General features: G+C 62.0%; 18 protein-coding genes and 1 pseudogene. 11 read left to right on the forward strand and 8 right to left on the reverse strand.

The window, feature by feature from the left end; translation table 11 throughout:
- Positions 1–83 precede the first annotated feature (83 nt).
- The 9 genes and pseudogenes from ACO06O_RS05060 to ACO06O_RS05100 all read left to right on the forward strand — a co-directional run bounded on the left by ACO06O_RS05060 (position 84) and on the right by ACO06O_RS05100 (position 7,678).
- Positions 84–287 carry a cold-shock protein gene (locus tag ACO06O_RS05060; RefSeq protein WP_420417516.1) on the forward strand — a complete coding sequence of 68 codons (204 nt, stop codon included), beginning with the start codon at positions 84–86 and terminating at the stop codon, positions 285–287.
- Between the two features lie 162 nt (positions 288–449).
- Positions 450–1,040 (forward strand): annotated as a pseudogene (locus ACO06O_RS05065) (phosphodiesterase); the annotation flags it as partial.
- Positions 1,041–1,397: 357 nt separating this feature from the next.
- The gene (locus ACO06O_RS05070) at positions 1,398–1,862 is read left to right on the forward strand and encodes an SUF system Fe-S cluster assembly regulator (RefSeq protein WP_420417513.1); all 465 of its coding nucleotides are present in this window, start codon (positions 1,398–1,400) and stop codon (positions 1,860–1,862) included.
- Positions 1,863–1,865: 3 nt separating this feature from the next.
- The gene (gene sufB / locus ACO06O_RS05075) at positions 1,866–3,335 is read left to right on the forward strand and encodes a Fe-S cluster assembly protein SufB (RefSeq protein WP_421876956.1); all 1,470 of its coding nucleotides are present in this window, start codon (positions 1,866–1,868) and stop codon (positions 3,333–3,335) included.
- A gap of 123 nt (positions 3,336–3,458) precedes the next feature.
- Positions 3,459–4,214 carry a Fe-S cluster assembly ATPase SufC gene (sufC, locus tag ACO06O_RS05080; protein ID WP_421876958.1) on the forward strand — a complete coding sequence of 252 codons (756 nt, stop codon included), beginning with the start codon at positions 3,459–3,461 and terminating at the stop codon, positions 4,212–4,214.
- Positions 4,211–5,431 carry a Fe-S cluster assembly protein SufD gene (gene sufD / locus ACO06O_RS05085; RefSeq protein ID WP_421876960.1) on the forward strand — a complete coding sequence of 407 codons (1,221 nt, stop codon included), beginning with the start codon at positions 4,211–4,213 and terminating at the stop codon, positions 5,429–5,431. Before sufC ends, sufD begins: the two co-directional genes overlap by 4 nt.
- Positions 5,428–6,678, forward strand: a complete 1,251-nt coding sequence (locus tag ACO06O_RS05090) for an aminotransferase class V-fold PLP-dependent enzyme (protein ID WP_421876962.1) — start codon at positions 5,428–5,430, stop codon at positions 6,676–6,678. The genes sufD and ACO06O_RS05090 overlap by 4 nt, the downstream gene beginning before the upstream one ends.
- Entirely contained in the window at positions 6,662–7,159 is a 498-nt protein-coding gene (locus ACO06O_RS05095) for an iron-sulfur cluster assembly protein (RefSeq protein ID WP_420417508.1), read from the forward strand. The genes ACO06O_RS05090 and ACO06O_RS05095 overlap by 17 nt, the downstream gene beginning before the upstream one ends.
- A 171-nt stretch (positions 7,160–7,330) precedes the next feature.
- Positions 7,331–7,678 carry a HesB/IscA family protein gene (locus ACO06O_RS05100; protein WP_420417507.1) on the forward strand — a complete coding sequence of 116 codons (348 nt, stop codon included), beginning with the start codon at positions 7,331–7,333 and terminating at the stop codon, positions 7,676–7,678.
- 5 nt (positions 7,679–7,683) lie between these two features.
- Here ACO06O_RS05100 and ACO06O_RS05105 read toward each other — a convergent pair whose 3' ends face one another.
- The 5 genes from ACO06O_RS05105 to ACO06O_RS05125 form a co-directional block, all read right to left on the reverse strand.
- A complete protein-coding gene (locus ACO06O_RS05105; protein ID WP_421876967.1) occupies positions 7,684–9,336 on the reverse strand; it encodes an ATP-binding protein in 1,653 nt (550 codons plus the stop codon).
- Between the two features lie 74 nt (positions 9,337–9,410).
- Complete coding sequence (locus tag ACO06O_RS05110; protein ID WP_421876969.1) at positions 9,411–10,667, reverse strand: MFS transporter; 1,257 nt, start codon at positions 10,665–10,667, stop codon at positions 9,411–9,413.
- Positions 10,668–10,768: 101 nt separating this feature from the next.
- On the reverse strand, positions 10,769–11,731 hold the full coding sequence (locus ACO06O_RS05115; RefSeq protein WP_421876973.1) for a calcium/sodium antiporter: 963 nt from the start codon (positions 11,729–11,731) through the stop codon (positions 10,769–10,771).
- A gap of 104 nt (positions 11,732–11,835) precedes the next feature.
- The gene (locus ACO06O_RS05120) at positions 11,836–12,186 is read right to left on the reverse strand and encodes an antibiotic biosynthesis monooxygenase family protein (RefSeq protein ID WP_421876975.1); all 351 of its coding nucleotides are present in this window, start codon (positions 12,184–12,186) and stop codon (positions 11,836–11,838) included.
- Positions 12,187–12,273: 87 nt separating this feature from the next.
- Positions 12,274–12,693, reverse strand: a complete 420-nt coding sequence (locus ACO06O_RS05125; RefSeq protein ID WP_421876977.1) for a MarR family winged helix-turn-helix transcriptional regulator — start codon at positions 12,691–12,693, stop codon at positions 12,274–12,276.
- 90 nt (positions 12,694–12,783) lie between these two features.
- Here ACO06O_RS05125 and hmgA point away from each other — a divergent pair, with 90 nt between their 5' ends.
- A complete protein-coding gene (hmgA, locus tag ACO06O_RS05130) occupies positions 12,784–14,085 on the forward strand; it encodes a homogentisate 1,2-dioxygenase (RefSeq protein WP_421876979.1) in 1,302 nt (433 codons plus the stop codon).
- A 1-nt stretch (position 14,086) separates the two neighbouring features.
- On the opposite strand, the gene ACO06O_RS05135 is transcribed toward hmgA, so the two are convergent.
- The gene (locus tag ACO06O_RS05135; RefSeq protein WP_421876981.1) at positions 14,087–14,479 is read right to left on the reverse strand and encodes a DUF1761 domain-containing protein; all 393 of its coding nucleotides are present in this window, start codon (positions 14,477–14,479) and stop codon (positions 14,087–14,089) included.
- Positions 14,480–14,615: 136 nt separating this feature from the next.
- On the opposite strand from ACO06O_RS05135, the gene betA reads away from it, so the two are divergent.
- Complete coding sequence (gene betA / locus ACO06O_RS05140; RefSeq protein WP_421876983.1) at positions 14,616–16,313, forward strand: choline dehydrogenase; 1,698 nt, start codon at positions 14,616–14,618, stop codon at positions 16,311–16,313.
- 22 nt (positions 16,314–16,335) lie between these two features.
- Here betA and ACO06O_RS05145 read toward each other — a convergent pair whose 3' ends face one another.
- Positions 16,336–16,878 (reverse strand): PAS domain-containing protein, encoded by a 543-nt coding sequence (locus ACO06O_RS05145; RefSeq protein ID WP_421876986.1) that lies wholly within the window; start codon positions 16,876–16,878, stop codon positions 16,336–16,338.
- A gap of 82 nt (positions 16,879–16,960) precedes the next feature.
- Positions 16,961–17,512 (reverse strand): PAS domain-containing protein, encoded by a 552-nt coding sequence (locus ACO06O_RS05150; RefSeq protein WP_421876988.1) that lies wholly within the window; start codon positions 17,510–17,512, stop codon positions 16,961–16,963.
- Between the last annotated feature and the right edge of the window lie 84 nt (positions 17,513–17,596).

The raw sequence follows: 17,596 nt of genomic DNA on the forward strand, positions 1-17,596 counted from the left end.
TGTGCGGGTCGGGCACCAATGCGTGCAGGCGGACCGATGACCGGCCCCGGCACGATGCTAAGAACGAGTAGGACTACGAGATCATGGCCAAAGGCACCGTTAAATTCTTCAACACCACCAAAGGCTTCGGCTTCATCACGCCGGAAGGCGGCGAAAAGGACGTTTTCGTCCACATCACCGCCGTTCAGGCCTCTGGGCTGGATACGCTGAGCGACGGCCAGAACGTCGAATTCGACATCGAGCCGGATCGCCGCGGACCGAAGGCGGTGAACCTGCGCGCGGCCTAACAGCCCCGCGACAAGGCGAATTGGGGAAAGGGCGGTGCCATCGGGCACCGCCCTTTCTCTTTGGGCCGACCGCGTTCGAAATCGTCGATTGCCCGACAAAAATATGTCACTCGCCTTCGTCGGCGTTCTTGGGCAGGTTGCGGGCATAGACCGGAGGGTGCCATGGCCAAGATCATCGTCTTCACCGATCTGCATATCGTCCCGGAAGGCAAGACCATCATCGGGCTGGATCCGTATGAGCGGCTGCTGGCCGGGGTGGAGCATGCGCTGCGCATCCATCCCAATGCCGACAGGATCGTCTGCACCGGCGATCTGACCAATCGCGGGGATGCGGATTCCTATGGCCGGTTGAAGGAGATTCTTGACCGATCCCATGTGCCGGTGCGCCTGCTGATCGGCAATCACGATGAGCGCGAGACTTTTGCGCAGTGCTTCCCGGACACCCCTCTGGATCCGAAAGGCTTCGTGCAGAGCGCCGAAGACCTGGGAGACTGGCGGATGATCTATCTCGATACGCTGAACGCACCCCCCTATGTCTTCCCGGAAGCCTATAGCGGCTATCTGTGCGACAGCCGGATGGCCTGGCTGGAAGCGCAACTCGCCGCCGCCAGTGACCGGAAGGTCGCGATTTTCATGCATCACCCGCCGCATGATATCGGCTTTCCCGGGATGGATGAGATCAAGCTGAAGAACGGCGCGGCATTCTATGACCTGATCGGGCAGTTCGGGAATGTGCGGCATATTGTGGCGGGGCATGTGCACCGGACAATTTCCGGCGCCCACCGCGGTGTCGCTTATTCGGTCTTCAAGAGCCCCTGTCATCAACAGCCGATGAACCTGGACTCGCACGATCTGTCGCTGTCGGTCGACGAACCGGCGGCTTACGGCATCCTGTTGACCACGCCGCATGGCATGATCGTGCATACCGAGGATTATCAGATCGCCGTCGCCAACGCCTTGTCCGATCAGGACGCATTGGGCGCCGGGGCGGATGCGGCCGAATAGACTTAGAACCTTTCCAGATTCAGGGCTTGCTATCCCGGTCATAAACGCTAAATACAAAGAGGACTAAATTAGTACTCTTTGCGCAAGGCGTGGGGTGGTCGGAACGTGTTTCGGATTTCGAGGATGACGGATTACGGCGTCGTGCTGTTGAGCTACATGGCTCGGCGGCCGGATGCTCTGTCGACCGCGCCGGAACTGGCGGAGCGCACGACCCTGCCGGCCCCGACCGTGGCGAAGATCCTGAAGGCCCTGGCCAAGGCCAAGGTCATCACGGCCCAACGCGGCGCGCAGGGGGGATATGCCCTGCAACGACCGGCAACGCAAGTCACCGTGTCCGAGATCGTGGCCGCCCTGGACGGGCCGGTTGCGCTCACGGCCTGTGTCGATGGGTCGACGGACGATTGCAAGGTGGAGAATTTGTGTCCCATGGCGGGAGGCTGGAACCGGATCAATACGGCGGTTCAGACGGCATTGGACAGCGTAACCCTGGCGGATCTGATCGCGGACAGCGCGATGATCCCAAGTTTCGAGGCAAGACCGGCGCACGAAACCGCGTCGGCGGGACGGTAAGATATGGCGACGACGGAAACAGTCCAAAAGGTGAGCGCGCTGGAGGCGGAGAAGTACCGCTATGGCTTCACCACCGAAATCGAGATGGACTTCGCGCCGAAAGGCCTGAACGAAGACATCGTGCGCCTGATTTCCCAGAAGAAGGAAGAGCCGGAATGGCTGCTGGAATGGCGCCTTAAGGCCTTTCGCCTGTGGCAGGACATGCCGGAACCCGCCTGGCAGAAACCGGACGTGCCGCAGATCGACTATCAGGACCTTTACTATTACGCCGCGCCGAAAAAGAAGGACGGCCCGAAGAGCCTGGACGAGGTCGACCCGAAGCTTCTGGAAACCTATGAAAAACTGGGTATCCCGCTGAAGGAGCAGGAAGTCCTGGCCGGTGTTGAAGGCGCGCCGAAAGTCGCGGTCGACGCGGTCTTCGACAGCGTGTCCGTCGCCACGACCTACCGCAAGGAGCTGGAAAGCCACGGCATCGTTTTCTGCTCCATCTCCGAGGCAGTGAAGACGCATCCGGACCTGGTGAAGAAGTATCTCGGCTCCGTCGTGCCCTATTCGGACAACAAGCATGCCTGCCTGAATTCGGCCGTCTTCACCGATGGCAGCTTTGTCTACATTCCGAAGGGCGTCCGCTGCCCGATGGAATTGTCGACCTATTTCCGCATCAACGCGCAGGATACCGGCCAGTTCGAACGCACGCTGATCGTCGCGGACGAGGGATCGTATGTCTCTTATCTGGAGGGCTGCACCGCGCCGATGCGCGACGAGAACCAGCTTCACGCCGCCGTGGTCGAGCTGATCACGCTGGACGATGCCGAGATCAAATACTCGACGGTTCAGAACTGGTATCCGGGCGACGAGAACGGCAAGGGCGGAATCTACAATTTCGTCACCAAGCGGGCCGCCTGCCGGGGACGGAATTCCAAGGTGTCCTGGACCCAGGTCGAAACCGGGTCGGCGATTACCTGGAAGTACCCCAGCTGCATCCTGCAGGGCGACAATTCCCAGGGCGAGTTCTATTCGGTTGCGATCACCAACAACCGCCAGGAAGCCGATACCGGAACCAAGATGATCCATATCGGCAAGAACACGCGCTCGCGCATCATCTCCAAGGGGATCTCGGCGGGCCGCGCCGACCAGACCTATCGCGGGCTGGTCCGGGTCATGCCGAATGCGGAGGGCGCGCGGAACTTCACCCAGTGCGACAGCCTGCTGATCGGCGATCAATGCGGCGCCCACACCATTCCCTATATCGAAAGCCGCAATCCGACCGCGCAGCTGGAGCACGAGGCGACGACCAGCCGGATCAGCGAGGATCAGCTGTTCTATTGCCTGTCGCGCGGGATCGGAGAGGAAGAGGCCGTGGCCCTGATCGTCAACGGCTTCTGCAAGGAAGTCATGCAGACGCTGCCCATGGAATTCGCCGTCGAAGCCCAGAAGCTGATCGGTATCTCCCTGGAAGGCAGCGTCGGATAGGCACGGAACAACCCCCGTCATTCCGGCGAAAGCCGGAATCCAGGGCTACTGGCGGGAAGGTTGATTGTGGCCCTGGACCCCGGCTTTCGCCGGGGTGACGGAGACAGAAAGAAAGAGTTCGAAATGTCATTGTTGAAGATCGAAAACCTGACCGCGGAAGTCGACGGCAAGGAAATCCTGAAGGGCCTGAGCCTGGAACTGAATGCCGGCGAGGTCCATGCCATCATGGGGCCGAACGGGTCCGGCAAGTCGACCTTGTCCTATGTCCTGGCCGGGCGCGACGGGTATGAGGTCACCGGCGGCTCCGTCACGTATGACGGCAAGGACCTGCTGGCCATGGCGCCGGAAGAGCGTGCCTGCGAAGGCGTCTTTCTGGCTTTCCAATACCCGGTCGAACTGCCGGGTGTCGCCAATACGACCTTCCTGAAGCATGCCCTGAATGCGCGCCGGAAGTATCGTGGCGAGCCTGAGCTGGACGCGCTGGAATTCGTCAAGGCCGTGCGCGGCAAGGCAAAGGAATTGAACATGCCGGACGACATGTTGAAACGTCCGGTCAATGTCGGCTTCTCCGGTGGCGAGAAGAAGCGGAACGAGACGCTGCAGATGGCGGTTCTGGAACCGACCCTGGCGATCCTGGACGAGACGGATAGCGGCCTGGACATCGATGCCTTGAAGCTGGTGTCGGAAGGGGTCAACGCGCTGCGCAAGCCGGACCGCGCCTTCCTGGTCATTACCCATTATCAGCGCCTGCTGGACTATATCGTGCCTGACAAGGTGCATGTCCTGTCCGGCGGGAAGATCGTGAAGACCGGCGACAAGAACCTGGCGCTGGAACTGGAAAAGACCGGCTATGCCGAATTCTCCGGGGAGGCGGCATGACCGACAATGTCCTTCAGGATCTGCTTCGCCAGCGGGGCGCGCCGGGCCGGTTCGATGCCGGCGACGCGCTGCCGACCCGCAAGGCGGAGCAGTGGAAATACACCGACCTGAAGCGGCTGGAAAAGATCGGCTGGACCGTCTGGCTTGCCGAGGACGAGCACGGTGTTGTCCGCCCGCCGGAAACCGGTTTGGAATTGGACGGCGCGGTCGATCTGGTGCTGGTCAATGGTTTCCTGGACCGCGATTTGTCGGCTCTGGACAATCTGCCCACAGGCCTGTCGGTTGAGGCGGGTCCGGCAGCCGATGCCTGGGGCGAAGGTTTCACCGAACGCCTCAGCGACGCGCTGGCGCAGGAGGAGCTGACGATCCGGGTCGATCCGGGCCGGACCATTGAGGCACCGATCCATATCCGCCATGTCACCTGGGGCGCGGACAAGGACGCTGCCATCGCCCATGCGGCGCGGGTGACGATCACGGTCGGTGCGGGCGCCGAGGCCTGCATCGTCGAAAGCCATGTTACCGCCGAAGGGCGCGGGTTCTCCGTGCCGAGTCTGGGCGTCAGCCTGGACCGCGACGCGCGATTGGGGCTCTACACTCTGCTGGGCGAAGGGGCGCAATCGGCGCAACTGGCGCTCAGTGATATCGGCGTCGCGGAAAACGCGGTGCTGGATTCCTTCATCCTGTCTGTCGGTGACGGGCTGTCCCGGCGGGAGACGCGCCTTTCCATGGCCGGTGAACGCGGTGAGGCCGCCCTGTCAGGGTCCTATTTCGGGGCCGGGGATGCGGTGATCGATAACACGACCTTCGTCACTCATGGCGCCGAGAACGCGACCAGCCGCCAGTTCTTCCGCGGCGTGCTGGACGATCATGCGCGCGGCGTGTTCCAGGGCAAGGTCCTGGTGCGCGAGGGCGCGCAGGGCACGGACGGTCAGCAGCAGCACAAGGCGCTGCTGTTGTCGCGTCATGCCGAGGTCGATGCCAAGCCGGAACTGGAAATCTATGCCGACGACGTGCAATGCGCCCATGGCGCGACGGTCGGTGCGATCGATGCGGATCAGCTGTTCTACATGCGCGCCCGGGGCATCCCGGAGGACCGCGCCCGGGCGATGCTGACCGAATCCTTCCTGATCGAGGCGGTGGAGAAGATCGCGCGTCCCGCGATCCGCGACACCTTCCGCAACGTCCTGTCCGCGCGCCTGAATGGAGAAACGGCATGAACGATGCGGTGCTGAAACCGTCCGAACTTCCCTATGACGTCGACGCCTATCGCGCGGACTTTCCGATCCTGTCCGAAACGGTGCACGGCAAGCCTTTGGTCTATCTGGACAATGGCGCGTCCGCGCAGAAGCCGAAGGCGGTGATCGACGCGATGCGCGGCGCCTTCGAACATTGCTATGCCAATGTGCATCGCGGCGCCTATGATTTCTCGGAACGAACCACGGCCGCCTATGAGGGCGCCCGCGAGACCGTCCGGGCCTTCCTGAATGCCAAGAGCGAGCGGGAAATCGTTTTCGCCAAGAACACGACGGAAGCGATCAATCTGGTCGCCCATTCCTTCGGGCGCGGATTGCTGAAAGCCGGCGACGCCGTGGTGATTTCTGAAATGGAGCACCATTCCAACATTGTGCCCTGGCAGATGTTGCGCGACGAGAAGGGGATCGAACTGCGCTTCGCGCCGATTTCCGACGAGGGCGAGCTGTTGATGGACAAGTTCGCCGAGCTTCTGGACGAGAAGGTGAAGCTGGTCGCGATCACCCATGTTTCCAACGTGCTGGGCACGATCACGCCGGCCGAGAAGATCGTCGACATGGCCCATGCCGTCGGCGCCAAGGTGCTGTTCGACGGCAGCCAGTCGGTCATGCATATGCCGATCGACGTGCAGGCGCTGGATTGCGATTTCTATGTCTTCACCGGCCATAAGATCTATGGCCCGACCGGGATCGGCGTGCTGTACGGCAAGGAAGCGGTGCTGGATGCGATGCCGCCCTTCCTGGGGGGCGGGGATATGATTTCCTCCGTCACGTTACAGAAATCGACCTGGGCGGAACTGCCCGCCAAATTCGAAGCCGGGACACCGCCCATCGTCGAGGCGATCGGGCTGGGCGCGGCCATCGACTACATTTCCGGCATCGGGCTGGAACGGATCGCCGCCCATGAGCGCGATCTGCTGTCCTATGCCATGCAGCGCCTGGCGGCGGTCGACAATCTGCGCGTGATCGGCACGGCCCCGAACAAGACCGCGGTGATCTCCTTCGCGATGGGGGAGGCCCATCCCCACGATATCGCGACGATCATCGATCAGCAGGGCGTGGCGGTGCGCGCCGGACATCACTGCGCCGAGCCGCTGATGCACCGGATGGGCGTTGTCGGAACGGCCCGCGCCTCCATGGGCCTGTATAACACCCGCGCCGAAATCGACCGTCTGGGCGAGGCGCTGGACAAGGTGAATGCGATTTTCGGGTAAGGACGAGACCGAGATGGATGACGGACGCGACGACAGGGATTACCTGACCCACGAGACCGATGGGCCGCAGAGCGGATCGGACATCGTGCATCCCTATATGGGCATGTTCGGCGACGGGCCGGCGGCCGAGGAAGGCATGCAGGCGCTGGCGGGCGAACCGCTGGCCGATGGCGTCGGTACCGCCACGCCGGACGCGGTCGAGGCCGCATTGCGGACCGTTCATGACCCGGAAATCCCGGTGAACATCTACGATCTGGGCCTGATCTATTCCTGCGAAGTCGACGCCAAGGGCGATTGCGACATCCTGATGACCCTGACCGCCCCGGCCTGTCCGGTCGCGGGTGAGATGCCGCAACAGGTGGCGGATGCCGTCGCCGCGGTCGCCGGCATCGGCGTGGTCACCGTGACCCTGACATGGTCGCCGCCCTGGCATCCCGACATGATGTCCGAGGACGCCAAACTGGCCCTGGATTTGTTCTAGGGTCGATATGATATAATGAGGGAAGGGCAATTTCCCTTTCCCGTCACCCCCGCCCCCGCTTTCGCGAGGATAAACTTCGGCGGGGGTCCAGGGGGACAGGCACGGCCTTGCATGTTGGTCCTGGATTCCCGCCTTCGCGGGAATGACGAAACCGGTATTGAGAGGAAAGCGATGTTCGATCCGAACAAACCCATCGTAAGCCTGACCGACGCGGCTGCGGATCGCGTTCGCGCGCTGATGAGCAAGGCGGGCGACGGCGTGATCGGGCTGCGCATCGGAGTGTCTTCCAAGGGCTGTTCCGGCCTGTCCTATGTCGTCGAATACGCCAAGGACAAGAAACAGTTCGAAGAGGAAGTCGACGTTGCCGGGGCTCGCATCCTGATTGACCCGGCGGCGACCATGTTCCTGATCGGCGCCGAAATCGACTATGAGGAAAGCCGCCTGCAATCCGGCTTCACCTTCAAAAACCCGAACGAAACCGCCCGCTGCGGCTGCGGCGAGAGCTTCTCGGTTTCCTGAACGAATTAGCCGTCCTGGCCAGGTATCCGCAGGGTGATTGTTGCCGTCGTGCCTTTGCCGACGGCGCTTTCGTAGGTCAATTTCCCCCGCATCGCGTTGATCAGCAGTTTCGACAGGGGAATGCCGATTCCGGCGCCGCGCTTCGTGTCCGTCCGGGTTGCGTGACTGCTGGAGAACGGATCGCCCAGATTGGCAAGCTGATCCGGCGACATGCCATGGCCGGTATCGCGCACCTTGATGGCGACAAGCGGGCCGGGTGCCGTTTCGGCCGTGATGGTAAGCGACCCACCCGGATCCGTGTAGCGCAGGGCATTTGATCCCAGATTCAGCAATACCTGCGTCAGCCCCCGCATGGATCCCAGCACGGGTGGGATATTCTGGGGCGCGTGGAAGGACAGGGCGACGCCCGCCTTGGCCGCCATGGCGGTCAGCATGGTCTCCGTCTTGTCGAACAGGTCCTGCAGCGATGTCGGTCCGATATCCTCCAGGACACCCTTTGTTTCCAGGGCCGACATCTGCAGCAGATTGTCGATCAGTTCCAGCAGGTACTCCGCACTGGAAAGGATATCGGCTGAGTATTCCTGGTACTTTTCGGTCGGCAGACGGCCGGGCGCCTGCCCACTCATCATCTGGGAAAAGCCCAATATCGCGTTCAGCGGTGTCCGCAATTCGTGACTTACATTTGCCAGAAGCCGGGTCTTGGCGGCGTCGGACTTCTCCGCAATGTCCAGGGACCGCGCCAATTCACGGGTTCGCTCCTGGATGCGTTCCTCCAATTCGGAGTTCAACCTTTCGGTCGCGGCCCGGGCGGCCTGTGCCTTTGCCTCGCTTGCCCGCAGCCGCATCTCGCTGAGCCGGGAATCCGTCACATCGGTCCACACCGCGATCAAGGCGCCGCTTGCGGTCAGGCATTCCTCGTATTCCAGATGGGTCCCGTCCTTAGTTTCAACGGCCAGCGGGCCAAAGGTCTTGTCGGCCGGAAAGGGGCGGTCGGCAATGTCCAGCAAGGCGCTGGACGTTTCGGGTTTCAAACTGATCTCGGCGCAGGACCGGATGAAGTCCGCAAATGGTCTGCCCGGCGAATAGAGATGGACCGTATCGGGCATCTGTTCCGAGATCCGCTTGTTGCTGAAAACGAAACGCCCTTTGGTGTCGAAGAAGCAGAAACCGATATGGATCGCGGTGATCGTGTCCAGAAGGTCTCGGTACTCGTCGACCTCGACCATGGACGGCGTCAGCTCGGCCCAGACTTTCATGTATTTGCCGCTTTTCAGCCGGTGCGGCGTGACGGTGACCCATTTGCCGTTGCGGGTCTGAAAAATAAAGGGCTCGGCGAGTTCCCGATGGCGGGCGAGGCCGGCCGCTAGATGCCGCTCCAGATTGGGCAATTCATCCGGCGCCAGATTTCTTTCGAAAAACACCCGTAAGGCCTCGTCATAACGTCGGCCGACAAACATCTCGTCCCTGTGCCATGGGAACATTTCCACATAATTGGCATTCCAGAACACGATGCGGTCGTCGGAATCGTAGATGCAGATCGCTTCGGGTACGGAATCGAGGATTTCGGCCAGTTCCGGTGCCTCTACGGCTGCCAAGGCACCTGTCCGCTCCAAGTCCTCACGCATGTGTTCCAATCCGCTCTGCAAATTGTCGGACATGGGGAATGCATCGATAATCTGGTTGCTCCCGCCGGTGTCAGACTAGCGGGCATTCCAATTCTTGCAAGTATGACTCAATCGGTGACCGCCTGCCGGCAATGGGTCTCGCGCAGCAGGAATGTGGCGATCAGGCCGATGCCGTATGCCACCAGCAAGGCGCTGAACGCGGATTGATATCCGCCCGCGTCATAGACCGGCGCGCCGTTCTGCATGGTGCCATCCCAGTTCTGGTCCAGGATGACGCCCAAAAGCGGCTGGAACAGAGCGCCCGACCCGACGACGAACATGTTCACGAAGCCAAGGCCCGCACCGGCGCGGCTTGGACGGTTGGTCTCGCGCACGCAGGTGAAGGTCAGGATCATCGTGCAGCCGCCGATGCCGTTCAGGACGAACAGGGTTCGTATGGCCCAGGGTGGCAGGTCCGGCATGAAGATCATCGCGGCCATTGCCGTGCCGCTGAGGGCGAAGCCGCCATAGATCAGGGGCTTGCGACGCCCGATCTTTTCCGTCGCCAACCCGATCATCGGGCCGACCACCGCCCATCCGACGAAGATCAGCGATGCGGATCCCGCCGCATCTGCGGGGGAGAAACCGTGCACCTGAATCAGCCACGGCACGGCCCACAAGCCGGCGAAGGCCAGCATCGGGGCGGTCAACGTGAAGCCTATGATCGCACAGCACCAACTGTCCCGTCGGGCGAGTACGTCCCGGAAGGCGCCTTTGGATGCGCCGTTTGCGGCGGCCTTACGTTCCTTGGGGATTTCCTGGACGACCAGGAAAATCAGGACGGCCAGAATGGCGCCGATGACCCCGATCCCGATCACCGTCTCGCGCCAGCCGGTCGCCTCGACAACCAGGCTCAGCGGCGCCTGTCCGGCGATGGCCCCGCTCATCCCGACGCTTTGCAGGATGCCGATCAGCAGGCTGAAGCGCTGGGGCGGGAACCAGGTCGCGGCGATCGACATCGTGCCGACATAGCCGAAGGCGACCGCCGCGCCGATCATTGTTCGGCCGATGGCGGCGGGGGTGATCGATTCTGCCAGGGCGAAGACCAGACTGCCGACAAGGCACAGGGCCATGGCACTGCTGAGGATCCGCCGCGGCCCAAACCGGTCCATCAGCACGCCGATCGGCATCTGCATCCCGGCATAGGCGTAGAAATAGAATGCGCTCATCGCGCCAAGCGCCCCCGCCTGAACCTGGAAGGCGCGCATCAGATCGTCCGTCATGACGCTGGGCGCAACGCGCTGCAGGAAGGCATAGCCGAAACAGGCACATCCCAGAAGGAAGGCTGCCCAGGCGCGCAGGGAGGGGGAGGGTGATGCGATCATACACCGCTGTTACGACATCGCCGCGCCGGTTGAAAGCCTCGCCGCGACAGATGAGGCCCCTGAAACGTCACAACTTTGCGGATCAACCGGCAAAGACGCGGTCAGGCCGCAAAAACCTCTCGGCAGGTCCAGGCCAGATAGGCTCCGTAGCCGGCCAGCAAGACCCCGCCCTCCCATCGGCACAGACGGCCGCCGGTCAAGGCGAAGGCCAACATGGCGGCAGTGGCGGCAAGCATGACCCAGATATCGAACCGGGCGATCTCAACCGGAATTTCCAGCGGATGGACGATCGCCGTGATACCCAGAATGCCCAGCGTGTTGAAAAGGTTGCTTCCCAGAATGTTGCCGAGCGCCAGGTCTGTCTGCCGCCGGATAGCGGCAACGATGGAGGCCGACAGTTCCGGCAGAGACGTACCGACCGCGACGATGGTGAGGCCGATGAGGGTTTCGGACAGGCCGGCGGATTCCGCCAAAGCGATGGCGCCGGATACCAGCAGCTTGGCGCCCAGGACGGTCAGGACAAGTCCGGCCAGCGCCAAGGTCAAGGCGGTCGGCAGCTGCTGCGGCCCCGGCTCGGCGATTTCGGTTTCCGCGCGGTGCAGATCCGACGCCGCATCTTGGACGCGTTGTTCCCGATAGATCGTGTAGGCCAGATAGACGCCCAAAAGCACGATCAGGATAATACCGTGCACCTGGTTGGCGAAGCCCGTCAAAACGATCCCCAGACACGCCAGGGAGGCGATGATGAGGGCCAATCCGTCACGGTAGATCGCGTCGCGGGACGTCACGATGGGCACGATGACCGCCGTAAGGCCCAGGATCAGCAGGATATTGGCGATGTTGCTGCCGACCACATTTCCCACCGCGATGCCGGGCGAGCCTGCGAAGGCCGCGGCGACACTGGTCACCAGTTCCGGCGCCGATGTGCCGAACCCGACGAGTGTCAGTCCAATCAGCAAGGGGGAAACGCCCAGTTTGTGTGCGGTGGCGACGGAGCCGCGCACCAAAGCCTCGCCGCCTGCGAACAAGCAGACAAGCCCGGCGGCAATCAGGATGTAATCCATGGAAGGTCTTTCGACGCAGACGCGGCCCGCTGCCGCGCATGACCGCCGACGATATCGGGCGCGCGGACCGGGTTACAAGACCGGCCCGGGCGAACCGAGAAAATTTATTCGCCGGCGGGATGGTCGGGATTGCGGTAATCGTATTCGCGTTCCACCCGTGCAATTCTGGTGGCATAGGCCGTGTACCAGCGCGCGCGGCCCATATCCCGGGCAGCAGTATGCTCGACATCACGCTTCCAAGCCAACAAGGAGGCCTCGTCGCGCCAGTAGCTGACCGTGATGCCCAAACCGGTCGCCAGATCGCGCGTCGATTCCACCCCAAGATAACCGGGCATGGTGGCCGCCTTCTCGTCCATCATCGCCGCGGTCCGGGCATATTCCGCCTCGTCGAGGCCGGTTCGGATGGCGGTGAATATGACAGCGAAATAGGGCGGGTCGTATAGCGGTGCCAGCATAATCGGGATCTCCCGTTGTGCGCGGCGCGGACGGCGGGAGAGTGCAGCGATTTCCGTCGGCGGGCAAGGGATCGGCGGTGCGGTGGGCTACTCGGAAAGACGCGTCAGAATTCTGTCGAGTGCCGCGCGATCTTCCGACGACAGGACTGTCAGGAGAGATTCTTCGAACGCTAAAGCGTCCGGCACGATTCGCTCGTACAGCGCGCGGCCTTCCTCGGTCAGGGCGACGGCGATCAGGCGGCGGTCGCGATCGGATTGCGTCTTGCGGACCAGCCCGGCGCTTTCCAGACGCTGAAGCGCGCGCGTTACCCGGTATTTCTCCAGGCTGACCCTGTCATGAATGTCCCGGACCGACAGGCCGTCCGCCGCGCCGCCCAAATGCGCCAGAACGCGCCATTCCGCCTGACCGATGCCGCGCGGCCCATAGACTTTCGATAGGTCCCGGGTCACCCGGTCCGCCAATACGGAAAGCCGATAGGGCAGGAAACGATCGAGGTTGAGATCCATCGGCAATCTTGACAGTCGTTGCATTTGCAATGAAATTTATGCCGTGATCCTGTCGGGTTGGTCAACCTGCGGAATGAAAGGGGTTTTCGAATGTCCGGCGAAGCGGAAATGTTGAGCGGTTTCGGGAACGAGTTTGAATCCGAAGCAGTGCCGGGGGCCTTGCCGCAGGGACGCAACAATCCCCAGCGCTGCCCCTTCGATCTTTACGCGGAACAGCTTTCCGGCACAGCCTTCACGGCCCCGAATGGGGAGAACCGCCGGACCTGGCTGTACCGCCTGCGGCCCAGCGTCCGCCACTCTGGCCAATTCGCCCGGTACGACGCACCCTATTGGAAGACCGCGCCCCATCGACCGGATCATCAACTGCCGTTGGGACCTTATCGTTGGAACCCCGTCGGACCCGTTGCCGGGGCGATGGATTTCGTGGACGCGATCCGCACCATGACGACCGCGGGCGATGCGCCGATGCTGACCGGCATGGCGGCCCATGTTTTCAGCGCGTCTCGGTCCATGACCGACCGCTGCTTGATCAACGCCGACGCGGAAATGCTGATCGCGCCCTGGCAGGGTCGGGTCGAAATCGTCGCCGAGACGGGGCGGTTCGAAATCGCGCCGCTGGAAATCGCGATCCTGCCGCGCGGCATGGCGTTTCAGATCCGTCTGCCCGACGGTGCTGCCAGCGGCTATGTCCTGGAGAATTACGGCGCGATGCTGCGTCTGCCCGACCGTGGACCGATCGGGGCAAACGGGCTGGCCAATCCGCGCGATTTCAAATCGCCGCGCGCCTGGTTCGAGGACCGGGAAGAACCGATGGAACTGATCATGAAGTGGGGCGGGGCGCTGCATGCCGCCGAAATCCCGCAGAGCCCCTTCGATGTCGTGGCCTGGCATGGCAATTACGTGCCGGTGAAATACGATCTGACGCGGTTCAACACGATGGGGTCGATTTCTTTCGATCATCCCGATCCGTCAATCTTTACCGTTCTGACCTCGCCGTCGGAAGTACCGGGTACGGCCAATATCGACTTCGTGATCTTCCCGGAACGCTGGTTGGTAGCCGAGGATACGTTCCGTCCGCCTTGGTACCACCGCAACGTCATGTCGGAATTCATGGGCAATCTGTGCGGCGCCTATGACGCGAAGCCGAACGGTTTTCCGCCCGGCGCGATGAGCCTGCACAATTCCATGATCCCGCACGGACCCGATGCTGGGGCGTTCAAAGCCGCCAGCACGGCGGACCTGAAACCGCACAAGCTGTCGGACACCATGGCCTTCATGTTCGAAACCCGTTACCCGCAATTCCCGACCCGCTTTGCCGCCGAAGAGACACCGCTTCAGACGGATTACGCCGATTGCTGGGCCGGTATCGAGAAACTCTATCCGGGCCGTTGATCTAGACCAGGGACAGAACCACGCTCTGCAGCATCAGCACGCCCAGCCAGTGCAGGCCGTCGATGATTGTCAGCGCGGGTTTATTGCCCTGGAAGCTGTGATTGATCGTCATCGTCGTCATGACAATGCCGATCCATAGCAGCAGGGCGAGCGCGAGCATCGGGCCGGTGCCGCTTTCCGCACCAGCAAGGATCGACAAGGTGACGGCAAGAACGAACTGACCGATAGCCGCAATGACAAAGGGGGCCGGAGACTTGCGTTTTTCGATCTCCTCCTTCGTCGTTCCCAGCGCGGCCATCCATTGCGTGCCCAGGACGGTATAATAGACGGCGCCGAAGATGTATCCGGCGATACCCGCCGCCAGCACGCCCAACCAGTCGATGGAACCAATCATTTTCCGAAATCCCCCCTGAATTTGTCTCTGCGCGACGGACATGCCATTTGGTGCGCGGTCATCCTTGACGCGGGCCCTATGATATCCCAAACGGGCTCGTCCCGGTATTTCCACGACTGAACGGGGAGGGCGCGTGATGAGCGGCGATCAGACTTTCGATTACATCATTGTCGGTGCGGGGTCGGCGGGTTGCGTCCTGGCGGCGCGCCTCACGGAAGATCCGGGCACCAGGGTCCTTCTGATCGAAGCGGGCGGCAGCGATTCCTCCATCTTCATCCAGATGCCGACGGCACTGTCCATCCCGATGAACATGAAGAAGTTCAACTGGTTCTTTGAAAGCCTGCCGGAGCCGGGTCTGGACAACCGTCGTCTGCATACGCCGCGCGGCAAGGTGCTTGGCGGATCCTCGTCGATCAACGGCATGGTCTATGTGCGCGGTCATGCCTGCGATTTCGACGAATGGGAGGAACAGGGCGCGGCCGGCTGGGCCTATCGCGACTGCCTACCCTACTTCCGCCGGGCCGAAACCTGGAAGGATCCGGACGGCCGCGACGCCGACGCCTATCGCGGCGGTGACGGACCGCTGGGTACCTGTAACGGCAATGAAATGCGTAACCCGCTTTACAAGGCCTGGATCGAAGCCGGGAAAGAGGCGGGTTACGGTTTCACCGAAGACTATAACGGCCACCGCCAGGAAGGTTTCGGGCGGATGCATATGACCGTCAAGGACGGCGTGCGCTGGTCGACCGCGAATGCCTATCTGAAACCCGCCCGCAACCGGCCCAACCTGTCGGTCGTCACCGGCGCGCTGACCCATAAAGTGCTGCTGGACGGCAAGAAGGCGGTCGGCGTCCGGTATGAGGCGGGCGGCAAGGTCGTCGACGTGAAGGCGTCCCGGGAGGTCATCCTGTCCGCCGGGTCGGTTGGATCGCCGCAATTGCTGCAACTGTCCGGTATCGGTCCGGCGGAAACGCTGAAGGTGGCGGGGGTCGACGTGGTGCATGACCTGCCCGGCGTCGGCGGCAATCTTCAGGACCATCTGGAAGTCTACTTCCAGTTCCGCAGCACCCAGCCGATCACGCTGAACGGTAAGCTGGACCCGTTCAGCAAATTCCTGATCGGTGCGCGCTGGTTCTTCTTCAAATCCGGCCTGGGTGCGACCAATCACTTCGAAAGCTGCGCCTTCATCCGGTCGAAGGCCGGCTTGAAGTGGCCGGACATTCAGTACCATTTCCTGCCCGCCGCGATGCGTTACGACGGCAATGCCGCTTTCGACGGGCACGGCTTCCAGGTCCATGTCGGACCGAATAAGCCGAAAAGCCGGGGGCATATCCGCATCAATTCCACCGATCCGGCGGCCAAGCCGTCGATCCTGTTCAATTACATGACCGAACAGGAGGACATCGAGGCCTTCCGCGCCTGCGTCCGTCTGACGCGAGAGATCATGGCGCAACCGGCCATGGACCCGTATCGCGGACCCGAGATCCAGCCCGGCGAAGATATCGATGAAGACGCCGCGATCGACGCCTGGGTGCGCCAGAATGCCGAAAGTGCCTATCACCCGTCCTGCACCTGCAAGATCGGCGGCGACGACGATCCGTCGGCGGTGCTGGATACCGAATGCCGGGTGCGGGGGATCGGCAATCTGCGGGTCGTCGACAGTTCCATTTTCCCGACCATCCCGAACGGCAATCTGAACGCCCCGACGATCATGGTGGGGGAAAAGGCCGCCGATATCATTCGCGGCAAGGACCCCTTGCCTGCATCCAATGCACCGGTCTGGATTGCGCCCAATTGGGAAACCAGCCAGCGTGAAGGGACCGCGGTCCGGTAACACCACGCTTCCGATGGACCGGTTAGACCTCGCTGCAGGGGATCTGCGTGATGTCTTCCGGTTCCAAGGACGGGTGCGACGTATCCGTGGGGGAAATACGATAGAGGCTGATCCCCAGAATATGATTGGGGGTGCCGTCATTGTCAGCCAGGGGCGTCAGCATCCGTTCCGCCCGTCTTGTGTCCAGGGCAGACAGGCGCTCTGAACTGGCGCCGTAGTGGATCAGGGGCGTGCCGAGGATATTGTCCCAGCGTGCCCGCATGATCGGGTAATCTTGATCGCCGACAATCTCGCGCATCGTCAGACCTTTGATGCTGCGGCCCCAGGCATTGTTGATCTCCTCACCCGCCAGCCGGACGACATAGTCGTCTCGATCCGGATCGAACCGGTAGATCCAAAGATAGGGCAACAGGCCGCGAACGGTCATCGGATCGAATGCGCTGCGCAAGGGCATAGCCAGATCGCCGCGGGCCATCCGCCAAGCCTGCAGGAACACGAAAATTCGAGAATCCGCGCCCGCCAACCTCGCCTCCACGGAGGCGCCTAAAGGGGCAATTTTGGTCATGCGCGATAGACCTCACATGCGGTTCGGCAGCACTATCTCGATTATATTACAAGTTTTGTAAACCGTCGCGAAGGGAGGGCTGTCAGACAATGTCGGCACAATGAACCTGATAGGCGTTCTGCAGGATAATTTGCGGTCGCGTTTCGCCCGTTTCGCCCAACTCGTAGAGACTGAGCCCCAGCACATGATCCGGCTCACCATCCGGGGAGTCTTCGCCGATCAGAGGCAATACCAAGCGTTCGGCGCTATACATCCGGTTCTCGTGCAGCCTCTCCCCCTTGCCGTAATGGATCAGGGGCGTGGTCAGAATTTTCCGCCAAATGTCGGTGACAACTTCGAAATCCTTGTCCCCCAGAACCTGCCGGGCATCGTGGCCGGCGATGCTGTAACCCCAGGACCGGTTGACGTCTTCCCCCGCCAGGCGGCAGACGAAGCCGCTTTTGTCCGGTTCCCATCGGTAGAGCCAGATCGAGGATAGCAGTCGGGGAACGCTCAACGGGTCGAAATCGCGCTTGCTGGGAACCAACTGCCCGCCGCGCGCCGCCTTCCACGCGTCAAGCAGTTGGACGATCCGGATATTCGGATCGGGCAGTTCTGAAAGGTTCTGTTTCCGCGCGGTGGACTGACTTGTCATGATCGAGTTCCGAGCCGCCCTTTCGGTCATCCGCATGTTGTGAATTTAGACATAGCACGAAGTCTTCCAATGTCATCCGCGAAG

Source organism: Pacificispira sp. (assembly GCF_965228185.1).
Taxonomy (GTDB): Bacteria; Pseudomonadota; Alphaproteobacteria; order UBA8366; family Aestuariispiraceae; genus Pacificispira.

Coding starts and splice junctions, on each gene's coding strand:
- betA (WP_421876983.1), top strand. CDS start 14,616: ATGAGCGGCGATCAGACTTTCGATTACATCATTGTCGGTGCGGGGTCG.
- ACO06O_RS05120 (WP_421876975.1), bottom strand. CDS start 12,186: ATGCTGGCACCGCTATACGACCCGCCCTATTTCGCTGTCATATTCACC.
- ACO06O_RS05090 (WP_421876962.1), top strand. CDS start 5,428: ATGAACGATGCGGTGCTGAAACCGTCCGAACTTCCCTATGACGTCGAC.
- ACO06O_RS05105 (WP_421876967.1), bottom strand. CDS start 9,336: ATGTCCGACAATTTGCAGAGCGGATTGGAACACATGCGTGAGGACTTG.
- ACO06O_RS05060 (WP_420417516.1), top strand. CDS start 84: ATGGCCAAAGGCACCGTTAAATTCTTCAACACCACCAAAGGCTTCGGC.
- sufB (WP_421876956.1), top strand. CDS start 1,866: ATGGCGACGACGGAAACAGTCCAAAAGGTGAGCGCGCTGGAGGCGGAG.
- ACO06O_RS05095 (WP_420417508.1), top strand. CDS start 6,662: ATGCGATTTTCGGGTAAGGACGAGACCGAGATGGATGACGGACGCGAC.
- ACO06O_RS05135 (WP_421876981.1), bottom strand. CDS start 14,479: ATGATTGGTTCCATCGACTGGTTGGGCGTGCTGGCGGCGGGTATCGCC.
- ACO06O_RS05125 (WP_421876977.1), bottom strand. CDS start 12,693: ATGGATCTCAACCTCGATCGTTTCCTGCCCTATCGGCTTTCCGTATTG.
- sufD (WP_421876960.1), top strand. CDS start 4,211: ATGACCGACAATGTCCTTCAGGATCTGCTTCGCCAGCGGGGCGCGCCG.
- sufC (WP_421876958.1), top strand. CDS start 3,459: ATGTCATTGTTGAAGATCGAAAACCTGACCGCGGAAGTCGACGGCAAG.
- hmgA (WP_421876979.1), top strand. CDS start 12,784: ATGTCCGGCGAAGCGGAAATGTTGAGCGGTTTCGGGAACGAGTTTGAA.
- ACO06O_RS05110 (WP_421876969.1), bottom strand. CDS start 10,667: ATGATCGCATCACCCTCCCCCTCCCTGCGCGCCTGGGCAGCCTTCCTT.
- ACO06O_RS05150 (WP_421876988.1), bottom strand. CDS start 17,512: ATGACAAGTCAGTCCACCGCGCGGAAACAGAACCTTTCAGAACTGCCC.
- ACO06O_RS05115 (WP_421876973.1), bottom strand. CDS start 11,731: ATGGATTACATCCTGATTGCCGCCGGGCTTGTCTGCTTGTTCGCAGGC.
- ACO06O_RS05145 (WP_421876986.1), bottom strand. CDS start 16,878: ATGACCAAAATTGCCCCTTTAGGCGCCTCCGTGGAGGCGAGGTTGGCG.
- ACO06O_RS05100 (WP_420417507.1), top strand. CDS start 7,331: ATGTTCGATCCGAACAAACCCATCGTAAGCCTGACCGACGCGGCTGCG.